This is a genomic window from Mycobacterium sp. D16R24 (assembly GCF_002013385.1).
Taxonomy (GTDB): Bacteria; Actinomycetota; Actinomycetes; order Mycobacteriales; family Mycobacteriaceae; genus Mycobacterium.
Map to the genome: position 1 here is coordinate 43,999 of NZ_MAEV01000018.1, position 21,575 is coordinate 65,573.

Annotated in this window: 20 protein-coding genes; 10 read left to right on the forward strand and 10 right to left on the reverse strand. The window is 65.2% G+C overall.

Annotated elements, in window-relative coordinates; translation table 11 throughout:
• Positions 1-22 precede the first annotated feature (22 nt).
• On the forward strand, positions 23-2,389 hold the full coding sequence (locus B4383_RS16400; RefSeq protein ID WP_078287912.1) for a RelA/SpoT family protein: 2,367 nt from the start codon (positions 23-25) through the stop codon (positions 2,387-2,389).
• A 17-nt stretch (positions 2,390-2,406) separates the two neighbouring features.
• Here the strand turns inward: B4383_RS16400 and blaMAB are convergent, their stop codons facing one another.
• Genes blaMAB through B4383_RS16415 form a run of 3 tightly spaced genes read right to left on the reverse strand, consistent with a single transcriptional unit; the run spans position 2,407 to position 5,106 of the window.
• Positions 2,407-3,276 (reverse strand): MAB family class A beta-lactamase, encoded by an 870-nt coding sequence (gene blaMAB, locus B4383_RS16405; RefSeq protein WP_078287913.1) that lies wholly within the window; start codon positions 3,274-3,276, stop codon positions 2,407-2,409.
• Between the two features lies 1 nt (position 3,277).
• Positions 3,278-4,180, reverse strand: coding sequence for a peptidylprolyl isomerase (locus B4383_RS16410; RefSeq protein WP_078287914.1), 903 nt, complete (start codon positions 4,178-4,180; stop codon positions 3,278-3,280).
• Positions 4,180-5,106: a peptidylprolyl isomerase gene (locus tag B4383_RS16415; protein ID WP_078287915.1), complete on the reverse strand. Its 927-nt coding sequence runs from the start codon at positions 5,104-5,106 to the stop codon at positions 4,180-4,182. Before B4383_RS16415 ends, B4383_RS16410 begins: the two co-directional genes overlap by 1 nt.
• A gap of 102 nt (positions 5,107-5,208) precedes the next feature.
• On the opposite strand from B4383_RS16415, the gene B4383_RS16420 reads away from it, so the two are divergent.
• Genes B4383_RS16420 through B4383_RS16430 form a run of 3 tightly spaced genes read left to right on the forward strand, consistent with a single transcriptional unit; the run spans position 5,209 to position 7,570 of the window.
• Complete coding sequence (locus B4383_RS16420) at positions 5,209-5,880, forward strand: MBL fold metallo-hydrolase (protein WP_078287916.1); 672 nt, start codon at positions 5,209-5,211, stop codon at positions 5,878-5,880.
• On the forward strand, positions 5,877-7,151 hold the full coding sequence (gene hisS, locus B4383_RS16425) for a histidine--tRNA ligase (RefSeq protein ID WP_078287917.1): 1,275 nt from the start codon (positions 5,877-5,879) through the stop codon (positions 7,149-7,151). Before B4383_RS16420 ends, hisS begins: the two co-directional genes overlap by 4 nt.
• A gap of 5 nt (positions 7,152-7,156) precedes the next feature.
• Entirely contained in the window at positions 7,157-7,570 is a 414-nt protein-coding gene (locus B4383_RS16430; protein WP_078288208.1) for a hypothetical protein, read from the forward strand.
• 4 nt (positions 7,571-7,574) lie between these two features.
• Here the strand turns inward: B4383_RS16430 and B4383_RS16435 are convergent, their stop codons facing one another.
• The gene (locus B4383_RS16435; RefSeq protein ID WP_078287918.1) at positions 7,575-7,925 is read right to left on the reverse strand and encodes a gamma-glutamylcyclotransferase family protein; all 351 of its coding nucleotides are present in this window, start codon (positions 7,923-7,925) and stop codon (positions 7,575-7,577) included.
• Positions 7,926-7,967: 42 nt separating this feature from the next.
• Positions 7,968-8,399, reverse strand: coding sequence for a VOC family protein (locus tag B4383_RS16440; RefSeq protein ID WP_078287919.1), 432 nt, complete (start codon positions 8,397-8,399; stop codon positions 7,968-7,970).
• A gap of 77 nt (positions 8,400-8,476) precedes the next feature.
• Between B4383_RS16440 and B4383_RS16445 the strand changes: the two genes are divergently transcribed.
• Positions 8,477-9,484, forward strand: a complete 1,008-nt coding sequence (locus tag B4383_RS16445; protein ID WP_078287920.1) for an Rv2578c family radical SAM protein — start codon at positions 8,477-8,479, stop codon at positions 9,482-9,484.
• A gap of 25 nt (positions 9,485-9,509) precedes the next feature.
• Here the strand turns inward: B4383_RS16445 and B4383_RS16450 are convergent, their stop codons facing one another.
• The gene (locus B4383_RS16450; RefSeq protein WP_078287921.1) at positions 9,510-10,400 is read right to left on the reverse strand and encodes a neutral zinc metallopeptidase; all 891 of its coding nucleotides are present in this window, start codon (positions 10,398-10,400) and stop codon (positions 9,510-9,512) included.
• Positions 10,401-10,511: 111 nt separating this feature from the next.
• Between B4383_RS16450 and B4383_RS16455 the strand changes: the two genes are divergently transcribed.
• From B4383_RS16455 to B4383_RS16465, 3 genes are all read left to right on the forward strand, one after another.
• Positions 10,512-12,062, forward strand: a complete 1,551-nt coding sequence (locus B4383_RS16455; protein ID WP_233146613.1) for a carboxylesterase family protein — start codon at positions 10,512-10,514, stop codon at positions 12,060-12,062.
• A gap of 102 nt (positions 12,063-12,164) precedes the next feature.
• Positions 12,165-13,955 carry an aspartate--tRNA ligase gene (gene aspS / locus B4383_RS16460; protein WP_078287922.1) on the forward strand — a complete coding sequence of 597 codons (1,791 nt, stop codon included), beginning with the start codon at positions 12,165-12,167 and terminating at the stop codon, positions 13,953-13,955.
• Positions 13,956-13,960: 5 nt separating this feature from the next.
• The gene (locus B4383_RS16465) at positions 13,961-14,869 is read left to right on the forward strand and encodes a DUF389 domain-containing protein (protein ID WP_078287923.1); all 909 of its coding nucleotides are present in this window, start codon (positions 13,961-13,963) and stop codon (positions 14,867-14,869) included.
• On the opposite strand, the gene B4383_RS16470 is transcribed toward B4383_RS16465, so the two are convergent.
• From B4383_RS16470 to B4383_RS16480, 3 genes are read right to left on the reverse strand one after another with little or no spacing between them, the layout of a single operon-like run.
• On the reverse strand, positions 14,866-15,543 hold the full coding sequence (locus tag B4383_RS16470) for a haloacid dehalogenase type II (RefSeq protein WP_078287924.1): 678 nt from the start codon (positions 15,541-15,543) through the stop codon (positions 14,866-14,868). The two genes, B4383_RS16465 and B4383_RS16470, sit on opposite strands and share 4 nt — an antisense overlap.
• Before the next feature lie 11 nt (positions 15,544-15,554).
• Complete coding sequence (locus B4383_RS16475) at positions 15,555-16,277, reverse strand: TIGR03943 family protein (RefSeq protein WP_078287925.1); 723 nt, start codon at positions 16,275-16,277, stop codon at positions 15,555-15,557.
• Entirely contained in the window at positions 16,274-17,263 is a 990-nt protein-coding gene (locus tag B4383_RS16480) for a permease (protein WP_078287926.1), read from the reverse strand. The genes B4383_RS16475 and B4383_RS16480 overlap by 4 nt, the downstream gene beginning before the upstream one ends.
• A gap of 57 nt (positions 17,264-17,320) precedes the next feature.
• Here B4383_RS16480 and B4383_RS16485 point away from each other — a divergent pair, with 57 nt between their 5' ends.
• Positions 17,321-17,767 (forward strand): nitroreductase family deazaflavin-dependent oxidoreductase, encoded by a 447-nt coding sequence (locus B4383_RS16485; RefSeq protein WP_078288210.1) that lies wholly within the window; start codon positions 17,321-17,323, stop codon positions 17,765-17,767.
• Here B4383_RS16485 and B4383_RS16490 read toward each other — a convergent pair.
• A complete protein-coding gene (locus B4383_RS16490) occupies positions 17,764-18,135 on the reverse strand; it encodes an MmcQ/YjbR family DNA-binding protein (RefSeq protein ID WP_078288211.1) in 372 nt (123 codons plus the stop codon). The two genes, B4383_RS16485 and B4383_RS16490, sit on opposite strands and share 4 nt — an antisense overlap.
• 63 nt (positions 18,136-18,198) lie before the next feature.
• Between B4383_RS16490 and B4383_RS16495 the strand changes: the two genes are divergently transcribed.
• Complete coding sequence (locus B4383_RS16495) at positions 18,199-21,528, forward strand: transglutaminase family protein (protein ID WP_078287927.1); 3,330 nt, start codon at positions 18,199-18,201, stop codon at positions 21,526-21,528.
• Positions 21,529-21,575 lie beyond the last annotated feature (47 nt).

Sequence of the window (21,575 nt, forward strand, 5' to 3'; positions counted from 1 at the left end):
TCTAGGCGGCAGGAGGTGAACCGTGGCTGACGAGCAGGTACCGAGCGAGAATCAGGTCGCGGTCGAATCCCTGCCTGCCGTGAGCGATCAGACGGCGCCGAGCGTGGACTCCCTGCGGATCAGCGGCACCATGAGTGCGTCGCGCCGCGTGCGGGCCCGGCTGGCCCGCCGGATGACCGCCCAGCGCGGCGCCGTCAGCCCCGTGCTCGAGCCGCTGATGGCCGTCCATCGCGAGTTCTATCCCAAGGCCGACCGCGTGGTGCTGCAGCGCGCATACGAGGTAGCCGAGAGCCGGCATGCCGAGCAGTTTCGTAAGTCGGGTGATCCCTACATCACCCATCCGATCGCCGTGGCGAACATTCTGGCCGAGCTCGGTATGGACACCACCACTCTGGTGGCCGCGATCCTGCACGACACAGTCGAGGACACCGGCTACAGCCTGGAGCAGCTGACCACCGAATTCGGTACCGAGGTGGCCCACCTGGTCGACGGCGTGACCAAGCTCGACAAGGTGGTGTTGGGCAACGCCGCCGAGGGCGAGACCATCCGCAAGATGATCATCGCTATGGCGCGCGACCCTCGGGTGCTGGTGATCAAGGTCGCCGACCGACTGCACAACATGCGCACCATGCGCTTCCTGCCGCCGGAGAAGCAGGCGCGTAAGGCCCGCGAGACGCTCGAAGTGATTGCGCCGCTGGCACACCGTCTGGGTATGGCCACGGTCAAGTGGGAGCTCGAAGACCTGTCCTTCGCGATCTTGCACCCCAAGAAATACGAGGAGATCGTGCGACTGGTCGCCGACCGGGCGCCCTCACGAGATACCTACTTGGCCAAGGTGCGCGCGGAAATTGTTGCCACCCTGAACGGTTCGCGTATCGGTGCCACCGTAGAGGGTCGCCCCAAGCACTACTGGTCGATCTATCAGAAGATGATCGTCAAAGGCCGCGACTTTGACGACATCCACGACCTGGTGGGCGTCCGGATCCTGTGTGATGAGATTCGTGACTGTTACGCCGCTGTGGGCGTGGTGCACTCGCTCTGGCAGCCGATGGCCGGCCGGTTCAAGGACTACATCGCCCAACCGCGGTTCGGTGTCTATCAGTCCTTGCACACCACCGTGGTCGGCCCCGAGGGCAAGCCGCTGGAGGTGCAGATCCGCACCCGCGACATGCACCGCACCGCCGAGTACGGTATTGCCGCGCACTGGCGGTACAAGGAAGCCAAGGGCCGCAATAGCGTTCCGCCCAACCATGCCGCTGCCGAAATCGACGATATGGCGTGGATGCGCCAGCTGCTCGACTGGCAGCGGGAGGCCGCAGACCCCGGAGAGTTCCTGGAGGCGCTGCGCTACGACCTTGCGGTGCAGGAGATCTTCGTTTTCACACCCAAGGGCGACGTCATCACGTTGCCCGCCGGGTCGACCCCTGTCGACTTCGCGTATGCCGTGCACACCGAGGTAGGTCACCGCTGTATCGGCGCGCGCGTCAACGGCCGGTTGGTGGCCCTGGAGCGCAAGCTCGAAAACGGCGAAGTGGTCGAGGTTTTCACCTCCAAGGCGGCCACCGCGGGTCCCTCGCGTGACTGGCAGACCTTTGTTGTGTCTCCGCGCGCGAAGGCGAAGATCCGGCAGTGGTTCGCCAAGGAGCGCCGCGAGGAGGCGCTCGAAGCCGGTAAAGACGCCATTGCGCGCGAGGTGCGCCGTGGTGGACTTCCGTTGCAGCGGTTGGTCAACGGCGAAGGTATGGCCTCCCTGGCCCGCGAGCTGCGCTATCAGGACACCTCACAGCTGTACACCGCGGTGGGCGAGGGGCATGTCTCGGCACGGCACGTGGTGCAGCGGTTGGTTGCCCAACTTGGTGGTGTGGACAGCGCCGAGGAAGAACTGGCCGAGCGCTCCACCCCATCGACGATGCCCATCCGGCAGCGACGCTCCGATGATGTCGGCGTGGCGGTACCGGGAGCGCCGGGCGTGCTGACCAAGCTTGCGAAATGTTGTACGCCGGTGCCGGGTGATCAGATCCTCGGGTTTGTCACCCGTGGCGGCGGAGTGAGCGTGCACCGCACCGACTGCACCAACGCCGAATCTCTTCAGCAGCAATCGGAACGGATCATCGAAGTGCATTGGGCGCCGTCGGCGTCCTCGGTTTTCCTGGTCGCCATCCAGGTCGAGGCGCTGGACCGGCACCGCCTGCTCTCCGATGTGACTCGCGCCCTCGCCGATGAGCGGGTGAACATCCTGTCTGCCTCGGTAACCACGTCGAATGATCGAGTGGCCATCAGCCGCTTCACCTTTGAGATGGGCGACCCGAAGCATCTGGGACACGTTCTCAACGTGGTGCGCAACGTCGAGGGTGTCTACGACGTCTACCGGGTGACCAGCGCCGCCTGATCCGCTCCGCCGGGCGACTACGCGTTGAATGCTTTGAGCGCGATGCGGGTGGCCGCGGCGATGGTCGGCTTGCCCTGGGTGGACTTCGGGTCGTCGGGGACGGTGAGCACCGCCACCACAATGGGCGCGCGCCCCGGCGGCCAGATCACCGCAATGTCATTGGTTTCGCCCTTGAATCCGCTGCCGGTCTTGTCCGCCACCGTCCAGCCGGCCGGGACGCCGGCCCGAATCGACTGGTCGCCGGTGGTGTTGCGCTTCAACCAGTCGGTGAGCAGATCGCGCCCCTGCGAATCCAGCCCTTCGTCGAGGACCAGCCTGCGCAGATTGGTCACCAGCTGCAGCGGGGACGAGGTGTCCAAATCGCCGTCGGGGACGTTCAGCTCTTCTTCGGTGCGATCCATGCGAGAGACATTGTCGCCCAGGCTTCGAACGAATTTCTCCGTCTGTTTAGGACCGCCGAGCTGCGCGATCAACAGGTTGGCGCCGGTGTTGTCGCTGTAGCGGATCGTCGCATCGCACAGCTCCGAGACGGTCATGCCCTCGGCTAGATGCTGGGACGCAACCGGAGCCCATTCCATGATGTCGGACTGCGTGTAGTGAATCCGCTTGTCCAGCAGCCCCGGTTCACTCAGGCTCCGGTGCAGGATGGCCGAGACGATGAAGGTCTTCACCGTGGAGCACATGAGGAAGCGTTCATTTGGCCGGTGGCCCAGTGTGGCACCCGATCCGGTGTCCAAGGCGTACACCCCGATACGGCCCCCGAAATCCTTTTCCAGGGAGGCGATTTCGGACGGCGAGGGTTGGCTGTCGGTGCTTCGTGAACAACCGACAGCCGCCAGAGCAACTGCCGACAATCCACCGACGAGCACTGTGCGACGCGAGATCATGTCAGTCGAGCCTAACGTCGATAATCTTGACCTCTTGCGCGGGTGCGCCGTCGCTCGTGCCGCGCTGACCGGATCTGATTCCGTTGGTCGCGATCTTGGCGAGGGTCTCCATACCGGTCTTGTCGATGGTGCCGAACACCGTGTACTGCGGCGGCAGCAATGAGTCCTTGTAGACCATGAAGAACTGGCTGCCATTCGTTCCGGGACCTGCGTTGGCCATTGCCAAGGTGCCTGCGGGATAGACCACGGCCTGCTGTGCGGCCGGGTCACCCGCCGGGTACTGGGTGGTCGGATACTCGTTGTCGAACTCGTATCCCGGACCGCCCGTACCCGTGCCCGTCGGATCCCCGCACTGCAGTACCGACAGCTCGCCGCTGGTGATCCGATGACAGAGGGTGTCGTCGAAGTATCCGCCCTGAGCCAGGCTGGCGAAACTGTTCACTGTGCACGGCGCCTTGCCGTTGTCCAGAACAAGGCCGATATCGCCCTGGTTGGTTTTCATGCTGGCCCTCACCTTGGCGGGACGGATGGGAACTGGGCGATCGGATCGTGGCAGCTGTGCCCGCCCCGCTGTCAGCTTCTTCGCGGGCTCCCCCTTGGGGCTGTACTGGCAGTGACCGAGGTTGGCCGGCGCGGTGAATTTCGGCAGCCCGTCGGTCAGGCCTGGGGTCGGTGTCGGGCGGATCGTAGTAGAGGTGGACTCACGCTGAATCGATTGTGAGACAGAGATATTCAAAGCGGCATTGTTGGGCGTTCGCAGAGCCTTGACGACGGGGATCACCGCCAATGCAAGGACAGCGGCGCCTACGGCACAGGCGACCACGATGAGCGCGACTGCTCGACCGTGATCCTTGGGCGGGTAGTTCGACGTGATCGGGTCCAGTGGACCCGGGAAATAGGACATCAGTCCATCTGCAGGTCGAGGATTTTGACTTCCTGCGCCGGCTTGCCGTCCGTGGCGCCACCGGCGACGCCGTTCTTAGCGATCTTGGCGAGGGTCTCCATGCCTGTCTTGTCAACCTTGCCGAACACCGTGTACTGCGGCGGCAGCAATGAGTCCTTGTAGACCATGAAGAACTGGCTGCCATTGGAATCCGGCAGCTTGGAGTGCGCCATGGCGAGCGTGCCTGCGGGATAGACGACTGGCTGCTGCTCGGCGGGGTCACCCGGTTTGTACTGACCGGACGGGTACTCGTTGGCGAACCGGTAACCCGGGCCACCAGTACCGGTAGCGGTCGGGTCACCGCACTGCAGCACCGACAAGGCGCCGCCTCCGGTCATCCGGTGACAGACGGTGCCGTCGAAGAAGGTTCCTTGCACCAGATTGGCGAAGCTGTTCACCGTGCACGGTGCCTTCGCGTTGTCCAGAACGAGGCCGATATTGCCCTGGCTCGTCTTCATGCTGGCCGTCACAGTGGCAGGACTGGAGGGGATAGGGGTATCGGATCGGGGTAGCTGTGGACGCCCGTCGGCGAGCTTCTTGGCGGGATCGCCGTCAGCGACGTAGGCGCAGTGACCCAGCCCGGCAGGCGCCACAAAAGGTGGCAACGGAGCGCCCTGAACGGGCGGCTCATCGGGTGTCGGCAACGAGGACGTTGGCGGCGCGTCGACCGTGGAGACCGGGGTGGTGGAGGTGTCCAGTGCCGCATCGGTCTTGTCGCTCTTACTGATGGCCAGCCACGCGGTGATGGCCACAGCGACGACGACGGCGACGACCGCGACGCCGCTGATCGCCCAGATCCGCTGCTTACGGGCGCGCTCAGCACGGTTCTCCAGCTGTCGCTCCAGCTTGCGCTTGGCCGTCTGACGTCGCTGCTCGTTGGTCGGCACCGGGTTCTCCTCCTAGGGCGTCCATCAAAGAATCTAGGTCGCCAGAGAGTGTGCCAGCCACACCTGAGAGATGGTGCAGGACCCGCCGCCTAAGCTGGTCGGGTGCTGATCACCGGATTTCCCGCGGGCATGTTCGCCACGAACTGCTACATCGTGGCGCCCCACGAGGGCGGCCCCGCCGTCATCGTCGACCCCGGACAGGAGGCGACCGCCGGCGTCAAGGAGATCCTCGCCGAACGCGACCTCACCCCTGAGGCGGTGCTGCTCACACACGGGCATCTGGACCACACCTGGACGGCACAGCCGCTCGCCGATGAATACGGGATCCCCGTGTACATCCACCCCGATGACCGCGTGATGCTCGCCGATCCGCTTGCCGGGATCGGGCCGGGTCTGGCTCAGTTCATCCAGGGCATGGAATTCGCCGAGCCCAAGGAGCTCGTGGAGATCGGTGACGGCGACAAGCTGGAGCTCGCCGGAATCACACTTACCGTCGACCACACGCCTGGGCATACCCGAGGTTCTGTCGTGTTCGGCATCGAGGTCGACAGCGATAATGGGCCCATCGATGTGGTGTTCAGCGGCGACACGCTCTTCCAGATGTCGATCGGGCGCACCGATCTACCCGGCGGTAACCACCAACAGCTGCTTAATTCGATTGCGGCCAAACTGCTCACCCGAGACGATTCGACGGTGGTGCTGCCGGGTCACGGCAATGCCACAAGCATCGGCGATGAGCGACGCGCCAACCCATTCCTCGAGGAAATCCAGTGAGCGAGAAGACTTTTAGCGCGCCCAAGGGCATACCGGATTATGTGCCACCGGACTCGGCGCAGTTTTTGGCCGTTCGCGATGGGTTACTGGAGCAGGCGCGGCTGGCCGGATACGGCTACATCGAGCTGCCCGTGTTCGAGGACACGGCACTGTTCGCCCGCGGGGTGGGCGAGTCCACCGATGTGGTCAGCAAGGAGATGTACACCTTCGCCGACCGCGGCGATCGGTCGGTGACGTTGCGCCCGGAGGGCACGGCATCGGTGATGCGTGCAGTTATCGAGCACGGCTTAGATCGTGGCCAGCTGCCGATGAAACTTCGTTACGCAGGGCCCTTTTTCCGGTATGAGCGACCGCAGGCCGGCCGCTATCGCCAGCTGCAGCAGGTGGGTGTGGAGGCCATCGGCGTCGACGACCCGGCTCTAGACGCCGAGGTGATCGCGATCGCCGATACCGGGTACCGCTCCCTGGGCCTGACCGGCTTCCGGTTGGAGATCAGCTCGTTGGGCGATGCCTCCTGCCGTCCGCAGTATCGAGAGTTGTTGCAGGAATTCCTCTTCGGGTTGGACCTGGATGAGGCGACGCGAGAACGGGCTCGTATCAATCCGATTCGAGTGCTCGATGACAAGCGGCCCGAGGTGCGAGAGATGACGGCCGATGCGCCGCTCATGCTCGACCATCTCTCCGCGGAGTCCAAGGCGCATTTCGATCAGGTGCTGAGCCATCTGGACGCGCTGGGTGTGCAGTACGTGGTGAACCCCAGGCTGGTGCGTGGCCTTGACTACTACACCAAGACCACATTCGAGTTCGTGCATGACGGTCTCGGCGCGCAATCCGGGATTGGTGGCGGTGGGCGCTATGACGGACTGATGGCGCAGCTCGGTGGACAGTCGTTGTCGGGTATCGGGTTTGGGCTCGGCGTGGATAGAACCCTGCTCGCGCTGCAGGCCGAGGGTGTCACGGTGGGGGACAGTGGGCGCTGCGACGTGTTCTGTGTGCCCCTTGGGCAGGACGCTAAATCAGTGCTGGTGAAGGTGGCGGCGCAGCTGCGGATCGCGGGGATTCGCACCGATATCGCCTACGGCGACCGCGGACTCAAGGGTGCGATGCGCGGCGCCGACCGCTCGGGAGCCTCGATTGCGCTGGTCGCCGGGGATCGTGAAATCGGTGAGGGAAACATCGAGCTCAAGACGCTGGCCGATGGCGTCCAGCAGCCCGTGCCGATTGGTTCGATTGTCGATGAAGTAACGGCGCGGCTAGCATCGCGGATATGACACGTATGGGACGTATCACAGCAGCTCTGCTCGCCACGGCCAGTGCCGCAACCTTGACGATGGTGCTGACGCCCGTCGCGGAGGCGGCACCGCACCAGGTGAAGTACGTGATCAGCTCCGACCGTGACTTCCTTTCGCAGACCCTCGTGCTGCAGAACGAGCCGCCGAGCGCGGCGGCATACGACTCGGAGTCGAGCAAGTACTTGGTGCGCAACTCGACCCGTATCGCTCCCGATGCTCCATTCGTCGTCGAGACCACGCTGAACGATCCCACTCAGTGGGCATACGTGAGTGCCAGCGCGGCGGCCAAGGCCGTCACCGGTGCGCCTGTGTTCCACTGCGAGGTGTACGTGGACGGTGCCCTCGCCACCCAGGCTGATGGCGAGACCGCCGTCACCTGTTCACTGCGCAAGTGGTAACCCGCTAGCTCGCGAACACATAGACCCAGGCTGTTGTGCCTGAGCGCAGCGGCACCGAAATGCGTTGGTAGTCATCCACTTCGTACTCATCGGCGGCAGCCAGCTGTTCGGGCGTGATCGAGAACACCGTGCCGGGTACTTCCGCGGAGGTGTCGGCCGACGGGCGCAGGATGGGATGACGGTCGCTGCCACTGGTCGCGATGACATGCGGGTCGGTGATGATCACGTAGTCCAGATCGAATCCCACGATGGCGTCGGTATGACCATCTAGTTCGTGTCCGAAGGTGGCGCGCTGCACGTCGGCCTGTTGCAGGGTGCCGTAGGAGAACAGGAGCTCGGTCGCGGTATTCGTCACGCGGTAAGTCAATCAGGCCGGCCGGTACGGGCGCGCGGTGTGTCAGTCGCCGAGGTGGACGGTGCCGTCGGAGGCGATCCGCCAACCGGGGTTGTAGGCGATTTCCCAGATGAGTCCGTTGGGGTCCTGAATGTGGGCGTGGAACACCCCGCCGAACTGGCCCGGCTGCGGCGGCTTGAGAACTGCGCCTCCGGCGGCCGACATGGTGCCGGCGAGTGCGGTCACATCCTCGGGAGAATCCACGTTGTGCGCCAGGGTGATGCCGGAAACCTGCGAATGATCGCCTAGCGCGGCGAGGTCCTCGTTGAACTTGTCTGCGAGGAAAAACCCCAGCAGCTGTCCCGGTGCGCTCTGGTAGAAGATGATCTCGCCTTCGACGTCCAGCAGGGGAGCCCAGCCCAGCGCTCCATAGAAACGCCGAGTGGCATCGAGATCCGTTGCGGCGACAGTGACAAAGTGCAGCTGCTGCTTCATGGGGCCAAGCCTAGATTCACGCTCAGACACCCACGAGGGGGATTGACACGCGATCGAACATATGTTCGCATAGACCTATGCGGTGGGACGGTCAGACGTTGGACGCCGACGATGGCGCGCTTCCGGGTTTGGAGCGGATCGGCCTGGTGCGCAGTGTGCGCACGCCCGAATTTGAGGGCATCACCTTTCACGAAGTGTTGTGCAAGTCGGCGCTCAACAAGGTTCCGGCGGTGTCCATGTTGCCGTTTCGGTTTACGGTCAACGCGTTTCGCGGCTGCGCACATGCCTGCCGTTATTGTTTCGCGCGCCCGACGCATGAATACCTGGAGTTCGACAGCGGTGCGGATTTCGACAACCAGATCGTGGTGAAAACCAATCTGGTGCCGGTGCTTCGGAAGGAACTGGGGCGCAAGTCGTGGAACCGGGAGACGGTCGCACTCGGCACCAATACCGACCCCTATCAACGGGCCGAGGGACGCTATCAGCTGATGCCGGGAATCATTGCGGCGCTGGCTGATTCTGGTACTCCGATATCGATCCTCACCAAAGGCACTCTGCTGCGCAGGGATCTGCCTCTGCTTGCCGAGGCGGCCCAGCACGTGCCGGTGAGCTTGGGGATCTCGCTGGCCATAGGGGATGAGGCGCTACACCATGAGGTTGAAGCGGCGGTGCCTTCGCCCCAGGCGCGACTATCGCTGATCACCGCGGCACGCGAGGCCGGTTTTGAACCGCAGGTGATGGTGGCGCCGGTGCTTCCGTTCCTGACCGACACGGTGGAGCATCTCGATGACCTATTGGGCCGGATCGCAGAGGCAGGCGCGGCCGGCGTGACGGTCTTTCCGTTGCATTTGCGCGGGACGACACGTGGCTGGTTCATGTCCTGGGTATCCCAGTCGCACCCCGAGCTCGTCGGTCGATACCGGGAGCTGTATCGCAAGGGCGCCTACGCGCCCGCCGAGTATCGGGCCTGGTTGCGAGAACGAGTGGGACCGCTGGTGAGCAAGTATGGGCTGGCCTCCCGCCGTGAGGAAACCCCATCGAGGCCAACAAAATTGGCGCGCACGCCAGAGATGACGCTGTTCTAGCGTCCGCCCTCGCCGCTGCCTCTATCTAGTTCAGGCTGTCGGCGTTGAAGGTGTCGCAGGTGCGGAAGTCGCCGGTGTTGTATCCCTGGGTGAACCATCGCTGGCGCTGCTCGGATGAGCCATGTGACCACGCCTCGGGGTTGACGCGCCCGGTGGCCCGCTTCTGGATTCGGTCATCGCCCACCGAGGACGCGGCCGACAATGCGTCTCGAATGTCCTGGTCCGTCAACGGTTTCAGGAACGGGACGCCGGTGCCTTCCTGAACGGTGGTCGATGCGTGCTTTGCCCAGACGCCGGCATAGCAGTCGGCCTGCAGTTCGGTGCACACGCCGCCGCCCGCCTGGCCCTCGGCGCAGCGGTGATTCTTGCCAAGTACGCCGAACAGGTTCTGTATGTGATGGCCGAATTCATGGGCCACCACATACTCCTGCGCCAAGGGGCCACCGCTGGATCCGAACTGGTCGACCAGCACCTGGAAGAAGCTGGTATCGAAGTACGCGGTCCGGTCGGCGGGGCAGTAGAAGGGGCCGACCTCGGTGGAGGCGGCGCCGCATCCGGTGTTCACCTGACCACTGAACAGTTTGACTCCCGGCCGCGGGTACTTCGGTCCGAGGATCTCCGTCCAGACGGCGTCCACCGAGTTCCCGGTGGCGATGATGCGGCAGTCCAGTGACTTATTCGCGTCAGCACCGGTCTTGCAGTGGCTGAAGTCCTCTGTCGGCCGCTGGGTCACGCCGGATCCCTGCTGGCTCGGTTGTTGTTGCAGGACCTGGCTGGGGTCGCCGCCGAGCAGCATGACCACCACCGCGATCAGCAACCCGCCGACGCCACCGCCGATGGCCATCTTGGGGCCGCGGCCCATGCCGCCGCCCGAGGTGGTGCTGGTGTCGATCTGCATGCCTTCGTTGAAGGTCATTGGTCCGTCACTCCCATGTCGTGTCTCTGCCACTCAGCTATCGGCTGCTGTCGGCTGCCGATACCTTTGCATACTCCACGAACGGGCGTATCGCTACATGGCGAAGAGTTCATGTCCGGCCCAGGACTTTCCGGCGGGGCCTTCGCCTCTGTGGCGCTGATCCGCATTACGATTCGATACGTGGCCGTTGACGTCGCCCTGCCGACCGTCGTCCGCACGCCGTTGGGGGACCTGCGTGGAACCACCGAAGGCGGTGTTTCGGTCTGGCGCGGGGTGCCCTATGCGCGACAGCCGCTCGAACAGCTTCGATTCCTGGCGCCCGTCCCGCTGGAACCCTGGGACGGAGTGCGCGACGCCATCGACCACGCGCCGTTGCCGCCGCAAGGTAAATCGTTCGTGGGGGCAGGCCGCGATGACCCCAAGATTCGTGGCGAAGACTGCCTGACCGTCAGCGTCTGGTCGCCGGACATCCACGCCAACCTGCCTGTCATGGTCTGGATCCCGGGTGGGGCTTTTGTCTTCGGTGCCGGGCAGCTGGAGTTGTACAGCGGAGCGCGCCTCGCCGCCAACGGCAATGTCGTCGTCGTCAACGTGACCTACCGGATCGGTGCCCTGGGCGGACTGGAGCTCAGCGCCCTGGGAGAGGGTTTCGACGACAACCTGGCGCTGCGGGATCAGATCGCGGCGCTGAAATGGGTGCGCGAGAACATCGCGGCCTTCGGCGGCGATCCCGACCGCGTCACCATCTTCGGTGAGTCGGCGGGGGCGACATCGGTGCTGGCACTGCTGGCGAGCCCGGCGGCGGCAGGACTATTCGGGCGTGCCATCGCACAGAGCCCCGCGCTGCCGCTGATCGCCGACAAGGCGCTGCGTGATCGGCGTGCTCACCGTTACATGGAGCTGCTCGACGTCACCGATCCCAGCCGGCTCAAGGTCTTGCCGCAGCGGGAACTGCGCCGCGGTGCCGCCAAATTGCAGATCGAAAGCGCCACCGATACGCCGATCCTCGGATATGGCCTGACGCACGGTACCGAGCTGCTGCCGCATCACCCCATCGAGGCGGCACGGCGCGGCGAGGTGCACCAGGTGCCGCTCATCATCGGGTCCAACAGCCACGAGGCCTCGATGTTCGCGCGCGTGAAACCGCCGATGCTGCCCACCACCGAGCCGACCGTCAACGGCTACTTCAATCGGGTGGGTCCGGAGTACCAAGACGCGATCATCGCCGTGTACCCGCGATACCCGAGCCGTTCGGCGCTGGTGGCGGTGGGCTCAGATGCCATGTTCGCCGCACCCATGTGGGCGTTCGCCGACGCCTATAGCGCCTTCGTCGACACCTACATGTACCGGTTCGACCACACCGCGTGGGGGCTTAAGCTCCTCGGCCTGGGCGCCACCCACGGCAGTGAGATCGTGCATGTCCAGCACAGTTATGGGTCATTTGTGGGGATGCTGCTGAGCCCGCTCGGTGCGCGGATGATGCCCTCGGTCGGGCGCCGCATGCAGCGGGCCTGGCTGGACTTCGCCACGGGCGAAGGGCCGAACGACTGGCCGACCTATGGGGCGGACGGCCGGCGTACGCGGATCATCCGGTCTCGCTCCGATGTCACCATCGAGGACCCGGATTCGGTGCGCCGGACCGCCTGGGCCCAGGTGCACTGAGTCTCGACGCGGCGCCCCGACAAGGCAGCGAACGCGGGCCGCTAGGCTCAAACGTCTAAACACTGGCCTTTTGTAAAACAAGCACTGTCGAAGGGATCTTTTGTGCTGCGCACTCACGACGCGGGTACGTTGCGGGAGTCGGACGCCGGACAGCGCGTGACGCTTGCCGGCTGGGTGGCTCGACGGCGCGACCACGGCGGCGTCATCTTCATTGACCTGCGTGATGCCTCCGGGGTGTCCCAGGTGGTGTTCCGTGATGACGCGGTGCTCGAGCAGGCTCATCGGCTGCGTGCCGAATTCTGCGTCGAGGTCACCGGTGTGGTGGAGGTCCGGCCCGAGGGCAACGCCAACGCCGAGATCCCGACCGGCCACATCGAGGTCAATGCCGCCGAGCTCATTGTGCTCAACGAGAGCGCGCCGCTGCCCTTCCAGCTGGATGAGACCGCGGGTGAAGAAGCGCGCCTGAAGTACCGCTACCTGGATCTGCGTCGCGAAGGTCCGGGCAACGCAATCAGGTTGCGCTCTAAGGTGAGCGCCGCGGCGCGCGGTGTGCTGGCCCGCCACGATTTCGTTGAGGTGGAGACTCCGACGCTGACGCGCTCGACCCCGGAGGGTGCGCGCGACTTCCTGGTGCCGGCGCGTCTGCAGCCGGGCAGCTTCTACGCATTGCCGCAGAGCCCGCAGCTGTTCAAGCAGCTGCTCATGGTCGCGGGTATGGAGCGGTATTACCAGATCGCGCGGTGCTACCGCGACGAGGATTTCCGCGCCGACCGGCAGCCCGAGTTCACCCAGCTCGATATCGAGATGAGCTTCGTGGACCAGGACGATGTCATCGCGCTGGCCGAGGAGCTTCTGGTCGCGCTGTGGGATCTGATCGGATATCACGTGCCCACACCCATCGCGCGGATCACCTATGCCGAGGCGATGCGCCGCTACGGCAGCGACAAGCCGGACCTGCGGTTCGGTCTGGAGCTGGTGGAATGCACAGAGTACTTCTCCGACACCAGCTTCCGGGTGTTCCAGGCGCCCTATGTGGGTGCGGTGGTGATGCCCGGCGGCGCCGATCAGCCGCGCCGTACCCTGGATGGCTGGCAGGAGTTCGCCAAACAGCGCGGTCACAAGGGTCTGGCCTATGTGCTGGTGGGGGAGGACGGCACCCTCGGCGGCCCCGTCGCCAAGAACCTGACCGACGCCGAACGCGATGGGCTGGCAGCGCATGTCGGCGCCAGCCCGGGTGACTGCATCTTCTTCTCCGCTGGTGCCGTCAAATCCTCACGGGCGCTGCTGGGTTCGGTCCGCGGCGAGGTTGCCCAACGGCTCGACTTGATCGCCCCCGACGCCTGGGCATTCGCCTGGGTGGTGGACGCGCCGATGTTCGAGCCCGCCGATGACGCCACCGCCGCCGGTGATGTGGCGGTCGGTTCCGGTGCCTGGACCGCGGTGCATCACGCCTTCACCTCACCGAAGCCGGAGTCCGCGAACACCTTCGATACCGATCCGGGGTCCGCACTCGCCTACGCCTACGACATCGTGTGCAACGGGCACGAGATCGGTGGTGGATCGATCCGCATCCATCGCCGCGATGTCCAGGAACGCGTGTTCAAGGTCATGGGCATCAGCAATGAAGAGGCCCAGGACAAGTTTGGATTCCTGTTGGACGCCTTTGCCTTCGGTGCACCGCCGCATGGGGGCATCGCCTTCGGTTGGGACCGCGTGACCGCGTTGCTCGCAGGCACATCGTCCATCCGCGAAGTCATCGCCTTCCCGAAGTCCGGTGGCGGTGTGGATCCGCTCACGGATGCCCCGGCACCGATCACGGCGGCGCAGCGCAAGGAATCCGGAATCGACGCAAAACCCGATAAGGCCGATAAACCGGGTAAGCCGGACGCGTAGCGCACGTGCTGCACGTCCGGGTCATCGCACCTGCCGATCTCTCCGATCAGGTGGTGGAGTTCCTTTCCACCACAACGGGGGTCGCGCATATCGTGCGTGTACCCGGGGTGGCGATCAGTCCTGCGGGTGATGTGATCACCGCCGACGTTGCTCGCGAGACGGCCAACGACGTGCTCGACGGGCTCAAGGCGATCGATATCGACAAGCGGGGATCAATCACCGCGGAGGTGCTCGATACGGTGATCTCGCAGACCGCCTATGAGGCCGAGGACGATGCCGAAGGTGACCCCGCCGATGCCGTCATCTGGGATGAGCTGATCGGGCGCACCCGCGAAGAATCCACTCTCAACCTGACGTTCCTGGCCTTCCTGTGCCTGGCCTGCCTGATCGCCGCAGTCGGCGTGGTCACCGATTCGCCGGTCACCATCGTCGGCGCCATGGTGGTTGGACCCGAGTTCGGTCCTCTTGCCGCGCTGGCAGTTTCGATCGTGCGGCGGAAATGGTCGCTGGCGCGACGGTCGCTGCTGGCATTGGTGGCGGGATTTCCGGTGGCGATGGCGGTGACTGCCATCGGGGCGCTGGTCGCCGAGGGCGCCGGCTGGGTCACCTTGAAGAGTGTGCGTGAGCTGCAGCAAGTCGACTTCATATTCCAGGTGGGGCCGTTCTCATTGGTGGTCGCGTTGTTGGCGGGCGCGGCCGGCATGCTCTCATTGATGTCGGCGAAATCGGCGGCGCTGGTGGGCGTTTTCATCTCGGTGACCACCGTGCCGGCCGCGGGATTCGCGGTGGTGGCGGCGACAGTGGGGGAATGGGAAATCGCTGGGCTGTCCGTGCTGCAGCTCGCGGTCAACCTTTTCGGCATCGTCCTGGCCGGGGTGTTGGTGCTGCTGGTGCGGCCGCGCGGGCTGCGCTAGGCGATATCGCCGATATCGCTGACCCGCTGATCGAACTCCTCGTCGGGATCGCCATGAGCCAGTGCGGGATCGCCGTACTCGTAGGGCCGTGAGACGAAGACAGTCCCCATGCCGATCTCTCGTGCGGCGCGCAGGTCATACGGATGTGCGGCCACCATCGCCGCGTCACCGGGCTTGATGCCGAGGTAGCCGAGCGCGCGCCGATACACCACCGGGTCTGGTTTGAAGCTGCCGAATACCTCTGCGGTGAGGACGGCATCCCACGAAATGCCCAGGCGTTTGAACAGATTCACCATGGTGGCCATATCGGTGTTGGACAGGGTCGCGACGACGGCCCGTGCACGCAGCCCCGACAGGCCGGCGGGTACGTCCGGCCACGGAATCAGGCGCTGCCAGCTGGACGCGACGAGCTCGGCGGTCGCAGCGTCCGGGCGCGGCAGCCCGAACGTCTCGCAGACGTCAGCGAAGCCGTGCGCGTACAGATCCTGTACCCGCGTCCAGTCGTCCACAGACTGGGCCAGGTTGGCGACGCGGTCGAAATAGTCCGCGCGCCAGGCACGAGTGAAACCGGCGGCGTCGACACTGGGAGCGTGCTCGGCAACCGCGCGCGACACGGGTTCGAAGAAATCCAGCAGCGTGCCCTGCACATCGAACAGGTATGCCTTGTACCGCAACGTGCCTCCGCTCAGTAGGTGCTCTTCGGTGGATCGGTGCGGGTGATGCCGGTGACGTCGATGACGGGAATCGACGACGGGCCGCGGTAGCTCTGACCGCCCGGCACAATGCCGGTCGCCGAGATCCAGGTGTTCTCCGGAAGCGCCGATGCCGACGCGGCCGCCGGACCCGTCATATGCAGCCGCGCCAGCTGGGCATCCGCGGCACAACACACGATGACGATCTTGGCCAGGTCGGTGTGCTCGCCCTCTTTGAACGTGAACCCGGTGACGGTGATGGTGCGACCGCTCAGCGTGTCCGAGGAACCGGCGGCAATGCGCATCAGGACCTCCGGCAGGGGCACCGAGGGCGCGTCGCCGGGTGGCAGTGGGGGAAAGGCCCGCCGGGGCGTGTTGGCTGATGCGCCGATGTTGGCCGGCGCGATGGAGCGCGCGCTGAGGGCGGGGGGCACGATGAAGATCAGCAGAACTATTGGCAGCACCAAAAACCATGTGGCGCCGTGCTTGTGGGTGTGGCCTCCGTGGCCGTCGTGGTCATCGTCATGGTCGGTGTGGCCGCGACGCACATCGCGGAAGATGGCGGCCAGACCGAGCCCGATCACGATGACCGCTGAACCGGCGAGCCACGGCAGCAGCCCGGGCTTGACGTAGCGAGTGAAGGTTCCGGTCACCGCGATCATTGCCACGCTGACCCCCAGCAGTATCAGCAGTGTGTTCTCCGTGTCGCGCCTCATGAGGTCCCCAGCACCGCCAGTCCGACACCCGTCGCGACCACGGTGGCCACCACGAATGTCAGCGGCGCGAATCGGGCCGCGAAGGGCCGTCCGAACATGCCGGACTGCATCGCGATCAGCTTCACGTCGACGGCCGGCCCCACCACGAGGAACACCAGCCGCGGAATCAGCGGCATCATCGTGATGCTCGCGGCGACGAAGGCATCGGCTTCCGAGCACAACGCCAGCACCACGGCCAGCAGCGCCATTGTCACCACACCCACCACAAGATTGCCCGCGAGATGCTCGAACACCCAGGCCGGAACCAGCACGTGCAAAGCCGCCGCAGCTACCGCGCCGATTGCCAGGTACGAGGCCGCCTGCAGAAAGTCGTGCCGCGCAGCCTCGGTGAATGTCGTCCAGCGCGAAGACGATCCGGCGTGCGCGGTGGGCAGCTTGCGAGTGACCCAGCTGTCCCGTCCCCACCGTGACCACGCCATGCCCATCACCATGGCGGTGAGCAGGGAGGCCACCGCGCGTGCCAGCACCATCTTGGGCTGGCCGGGGAACGCGACCGCGGTAGCGACCAACACCACCGGATTGATGGCCGGCGCGGACAACATGAAGGTGAGTGCGGCCGCACCGACGGATCCCGGTCCGTACAGTCGGCGCGCTACCGGAACCGAACCGCATTCACAGCCGGGCAGCGCCGCACCGCTCACACCCGCCACTGCCACCGCGGCGACGGATCGGTTCGGCAGCCACCGCGCCAGCCGTTCCGGGGTGACGAATGTCGCGACGAGCCCACTCACGATCACCCCGAGTGCAAGGAACGGGACGGCTTGAACGAACACCCCGCAGAACACCGTCCCGGCGGTCGCCAGCTTTTCGTTGCCATCGACAATCCCGCGTAACCAGCTCGCCGCCAGGGCCATCGCGATGAGTGCCACCACCAGGATCTCGGTCGAACCGAACCAGCGTCGGGACGAAGAGGCGGCCACCGTCATCCAGCCATCCTGTCAGCGCAACCTGAGAACGCGGCGCAGCAGTGGCACTCTGGTGTGGTGACCGATGACACACCCTTCAACCAGCAGCCCGCTGCGGTGATCAACGAATTCAACGACGGCATCACTCAGGAGTTCCGCACCAACGGCGGAGAGGTCGGCGGACAGTTCGCCGGTGTACCGATCCTGCTCCTGACCAATACCGGCGCCAAGAGTGGACAGCAGCGGCTGAATCCGCTGGCCTACTTCGACATCGACGAGAAGATCTACATCGTCGGCTCGTTCGGCGGCGCCGATAAGGACCCTGCCTGGGTGCACAACCTGCGCGCACATCCACATGCGCATATCGACATCGGAACCGACGGATACGAGGTGGTGGCCCACGAGCTTTCGCTGGGCGAGCGCGATGCGCTGTATCCGAAGGTTGTCGAGCAGGTTCCCGTGTTCGCCGACTACCAAGAGAAGACGGACCGCGCCATCCCGATCTTCGAGTTGCGCCGCGGCTAGTCGAGGAACCTGAGCGCCAGCGTCTTCGGCGCCTGGCACAGCCAGGCCTCGGTGATGAGTTCGGTGAGGTCCGGCGGCGGAATGGCATCCAACCGGGCGAGCACGATCGGGTAACCGTCGAAATGTGGCGTGGTGAAGTACACCTGCGGTTCCTCGGCGATCAGTGCGCGTTTGACGCCCTCATCGCCGACGCGGGCGCCCAGTATGTCGCCGTCGGGGGCCGAATCTCCCAGGGCTGCCAGATCACTCTTCCGCAACGGCCGTTCCCAGACGAACAGTTTTTTGCGCACCTTCCACACCCGTGGGGAGGTCTCGAGCGCCTCGGGAAGCCCCGATGCGGCGCCTGTTACGTCATCCCAGGTGGCCACAGGTTCATTGTGCCCTGAATCGCAGGCCATGCGGGTGAGGCCAGGTTATGGTGGGATCAGCCGATGGGCATCAAGGTGGCGCTGGAGCACCGGACCAGCTACGTATTCGACAGACTCGTGCAGGTGCATCCGCACGAGATTCGATTGCGCCCCGCTCCGCATACCCGAACTCCCATCGAGGCGTACTCGTTGCGCATCGCCCCCGACGATCACTTCATCAACTGGCAGCAGGATGCCTTCGGTAATTTCCTTGCCCGCGTGGTGTTTCCGGAGCGGACCCGGCGGCTATCGATCACCGTCGGACTCATCGCGGATCTGAAATCGGTCAACCCGTTCGACTTCTTCATCGAGGAGTGGGCCGAACACGTCGGGTTTGTTTATCCGGCGGCGTTGGCGGCGGATCTGGAGCCCTACCTCAAGCTGGTGGACGAATCCGTGCCCGGTTCGGGTCCCGGTGAACTGGTTCAGGCCTGGGTGTCCAACTTCACGATGGCGCCCAACACGCGCATCATCGACTACCTCGTCACGCTCAACCAGGCGCTGTGCTCGGATGTCGGTTACGCGGTGAGGTTGGAGCCTGGCGTCCAGAGTCCGGACACGACACTGGCGGTGGGTATCGGTTCCTGCCGTGACACCGCCTGGTTGCTGGTATCAATCCTGCGGCAGAAGGGGCTTGCCGCCCGCTTCGTGTCCGGATATCTGGTGCAACTGACCTCGGATATCATCGAAATCGACGGTCCCTCAGGGCCGGTCGCGGATTTCACCGACCTGCATGCCTGGGCCGAGGTGTACATCCCCGGTGCCGGATGGGTGGGGCTGGATCCCACGTCGGGGTTGCTCGCCGGCGAAGGGCATATTCCGCTCTCGGCGACTCCACATCCGTCGACGTCCGCCGCCATCTCGGGGGCAACCGATATGTGCGAGTCCACCCTCGATTTCTCCAACACCGTCACCCGGGTGCACGAAGATCCACGAGTCACGCTGCCGTACACGACAGCGGTCTGGGAGGCTGTCACCGCATTGGGTGCGGAGATCGACACCCGGCTCGATACCGCCGGAGTGGGGTTGACGATGGGCGGCGAGCCGACATTCGTGTCGGTCGACGACCAGGTCGCCGAGGAGTGGACGACGGCGGCCGACGGACCCCAGAAGCGGATACGTGCCTCCGACCTGACCGCACGCCTGAAAGCGCTCTGGGCACCAACAGGTTTGGTTCAGCGCAGCCAGGGAAAGTGGTACCCCGGCGAACCCCTGCCGCGGTGGCAGATCGGTTTGCAGTGGAGGCGCGACGGCCAGCCACTGTGGTCTGACCCCGAGCTCCTCGCCGACCCCTGGGCCGAGGACCGTCAGTGGTCTACCCCGGAGGGCGCCGACCGCGCGCTCCTGCTCGCTCTGGCGGGTGATATCGGGCTGCCCGAGAGTCAGGTTCGCGCGGCGTATGAGGATCCGTTGAGTCGACTCGCCGCATCCGTTCGGCGTCCCGAGGGAGATCCCGTCGCGGCGGCCGATGACCCAGTACCGCAGGAAGACTCGGAAGACCGACGTTCAGAATTACTGGCCCGCCTGGACGATCAGGTGACCGGGCCGGCCGCGTACGTGCTGCCCCTGCACCGCGGGGAGGACGGCGGCCGCTGGGAAAGCGCCGACTGGACACTGCGCCGCGGACGGATTGTCTTGACGCAAGGAGAGTCCCCGGCAGGTCTGCGGCTCCCACTGGACTCCATCTCCTGGCAGCCGGCGCCGCACCCCACCGAGGCGGACCCTCTCAGCGCCACCGCCGAACTTGGCGCACAACGTTCCGGCGCGGACGCCGTCGTCGTGCCCGCTGACGGAGCACCCCCCACGGCCCTGGTCGCCCAGATTCGCGACGGGCTGCTGTATCTGTTCCTGCCGCCGGTGCAAAGCCTCGATGACTTCGTGGACCTCATCGCGCGCATCGAGGCCGCAGTCACCTGCCCGCTGGTGATCGAAGGGTACGGACCGCCACCGGATCCTCGGCTGGAAGTCATGAGTGTCACGCCCGATCCGGGGGTCATCGAGGTCAACGTGACCCCCACCGGGAGTTTCGCAGAACAGTCCCGTCAGCTGCAGGTGCTGTACGAGGAGGCGCGGAAGGCGCGGCTGACCACCGAATCATTCGACGTGGACGGCACCCACACCGGCACCGGCGGCGGGAACCACATCACGCTCGGGGGCCGGACCCCGGCGACGTCACCGTTGCTGCGTCGCCCCGATCTGCTGGTGTCGCTGCTGACCTACTGGCAGCATCACCCCGCGTTGTCCTACCTGTTCTCGGGACGGTTCGTCGGCACCACATCGCAGGCCCCTCGCGTAGACGAAGGCCGCGAAGAGGCGCTGTACGAGTTGGAGATCGCCTTCGCGGAGATCGATAGATTGACGAAGGCACCCGATCGCGATCCTTCCGCAAAGGCCGCTCCTTGGCACGTGGACCGGGCGCTGCGGCATTTGCTGACCGATATCACCGGCAACACCCACCGCGCGGAGTTTTGCATCGACAAGCTGTACAGCCCCGACAGCGCCCGCGGGCGTCTGGGCCTGCTGGAGCTGCGCGGATTCGAGATGCCGCCGCATTTCCAGATGGCAATGGTTCAGTCGCTGCTGGTACGCGCGCTGGTGGCAAGGTTCTGGGAGCAGCCGCTGCGCACACCGTTGATTCGCCATGGCGCAAACCTGCATGGCCGTTACCTGTTGCCGCACTTCATTATTCACGACATTGCTCAGGTTGCTGCCGAGCTGCGTGCGCACGGCATCGCCTTCGAAACCAGCTGGCTCGATCCGTTCACCGAGTTCCGGTTTCCACGGATTGGCACCGCGGTGTTCGACGGCATCGAGATCGAACTGCGCGGGGCCATCGAACCGTGGCGGGTGCTGGGGGAAGAGGCGACCGCCGGAGGTGCCGCGCGATACGTGGATTCCTCGATCGAACGTGTGCAGGTGCGGGTGATCGGCGCCGACCGGTCCCGATATGTGGTCACGTGCAATGGCGAGCCCATCCCGCTGCTCTCGACCGCCAACCCGGACGTTCAGGTGGCCGGCGTCCGGTACCGCGCCTGGCAGCCGCCCAGTGCGCTGCATCCGAGCATCACCGTTGACGACCCGCTGCGCTTCGAGCTCATCGACACGGCCAACGCGCTGTCTCGCGGCGGCTGTACGTACCACGTGTCGCACCCAGGTGGCCGGTCCTACGACGACCCGCCCGTCAATGCGGTGGCCGCCGAGGCACGCCGTGGGAGGCGCTTCGATGCCACCGGTTACACCACCGGTCGAGTCGATTTGTCAGACTTGCGCGAGAAACAAGCCCGCATGTCTACCGATGCCGTGGCGCCCGGCATCCTTGATCTGCGCCGTGCGAGAACGGTGGGGCGCAGGTAGGCGGTCGATTGGGCGTAGGAACGGCAGCGTAACGGGAAGGAAGGTAC

Coding starts and splice junctions, on each gene's coding strand:
- B4383_RS16440 (WP_078287919.1), bottom strand. CDS start 8,399: ATGAAGCAGCAGCTGCACTTTGTCACTGTCGCCGCAACGGATCTCGAT.
- B4383_RS16495 (WP_078287927.1), top strand. CDS start 18,199: ATGGGCATCAAGGTGGCGCTGGAGCACCGGACCAGCTACGTATTCGAC.
- B4383_RS16475 (WP_078287925.1), bottom strand. CDS start 16,277: ATGAGGCGCGACACGGAGAACACACTGCTGATACTGCTGGGGGTCAGC.
- B4383_RS16480 (WP_078287926.1), bottom strand. CDS start 17,263: ATGACGGTGGCCGCCTCTTCGTCCCGACGCTGGTTCGGTTCGACCGAG.
- B4383_RS16455 (WP_233146613.1), top strand. CDS start 10,512: ATGTCCGGCCCAGGACTTTCCGGCGGGGCCTTCGCCTCTGTGGCGCTG.
- B4383_RS16430 (WP_078288208.1), top strand. CDS start 7,157: ATGGGACGTATCACAGCAGCTCTGCTCGCCACGGCCAGTGCCGCAACC.
- B4383_RS16445 (WP_078287920.1), top strand. CDS start 8,477: ATGCGGTGGGACGGTCAGACGTTGGACGCCGACGATGGCGCGCTTCCG.
- B4383_RS16410 (WP_078287914.1), bottom strand. CDS start 4,180: ATGTCCTATTTCCCGGGTCCACTGGACCCGATCACGTCGAACTACCCG.
- B4383_RS16450 (WP_078287921.1), bottom strand. CDS start 10,400: ATGACCTTCAACGAAGGCATGCAGATCGACACCAGCACCACCTCGGGC.
- blaMAB (WP_078287913.1), bottom strand. CDS start 3,276: ATGATCTCGCGTCGCACAGTGCTCGTCGGTGGATTGTCGGCAGTTGCT.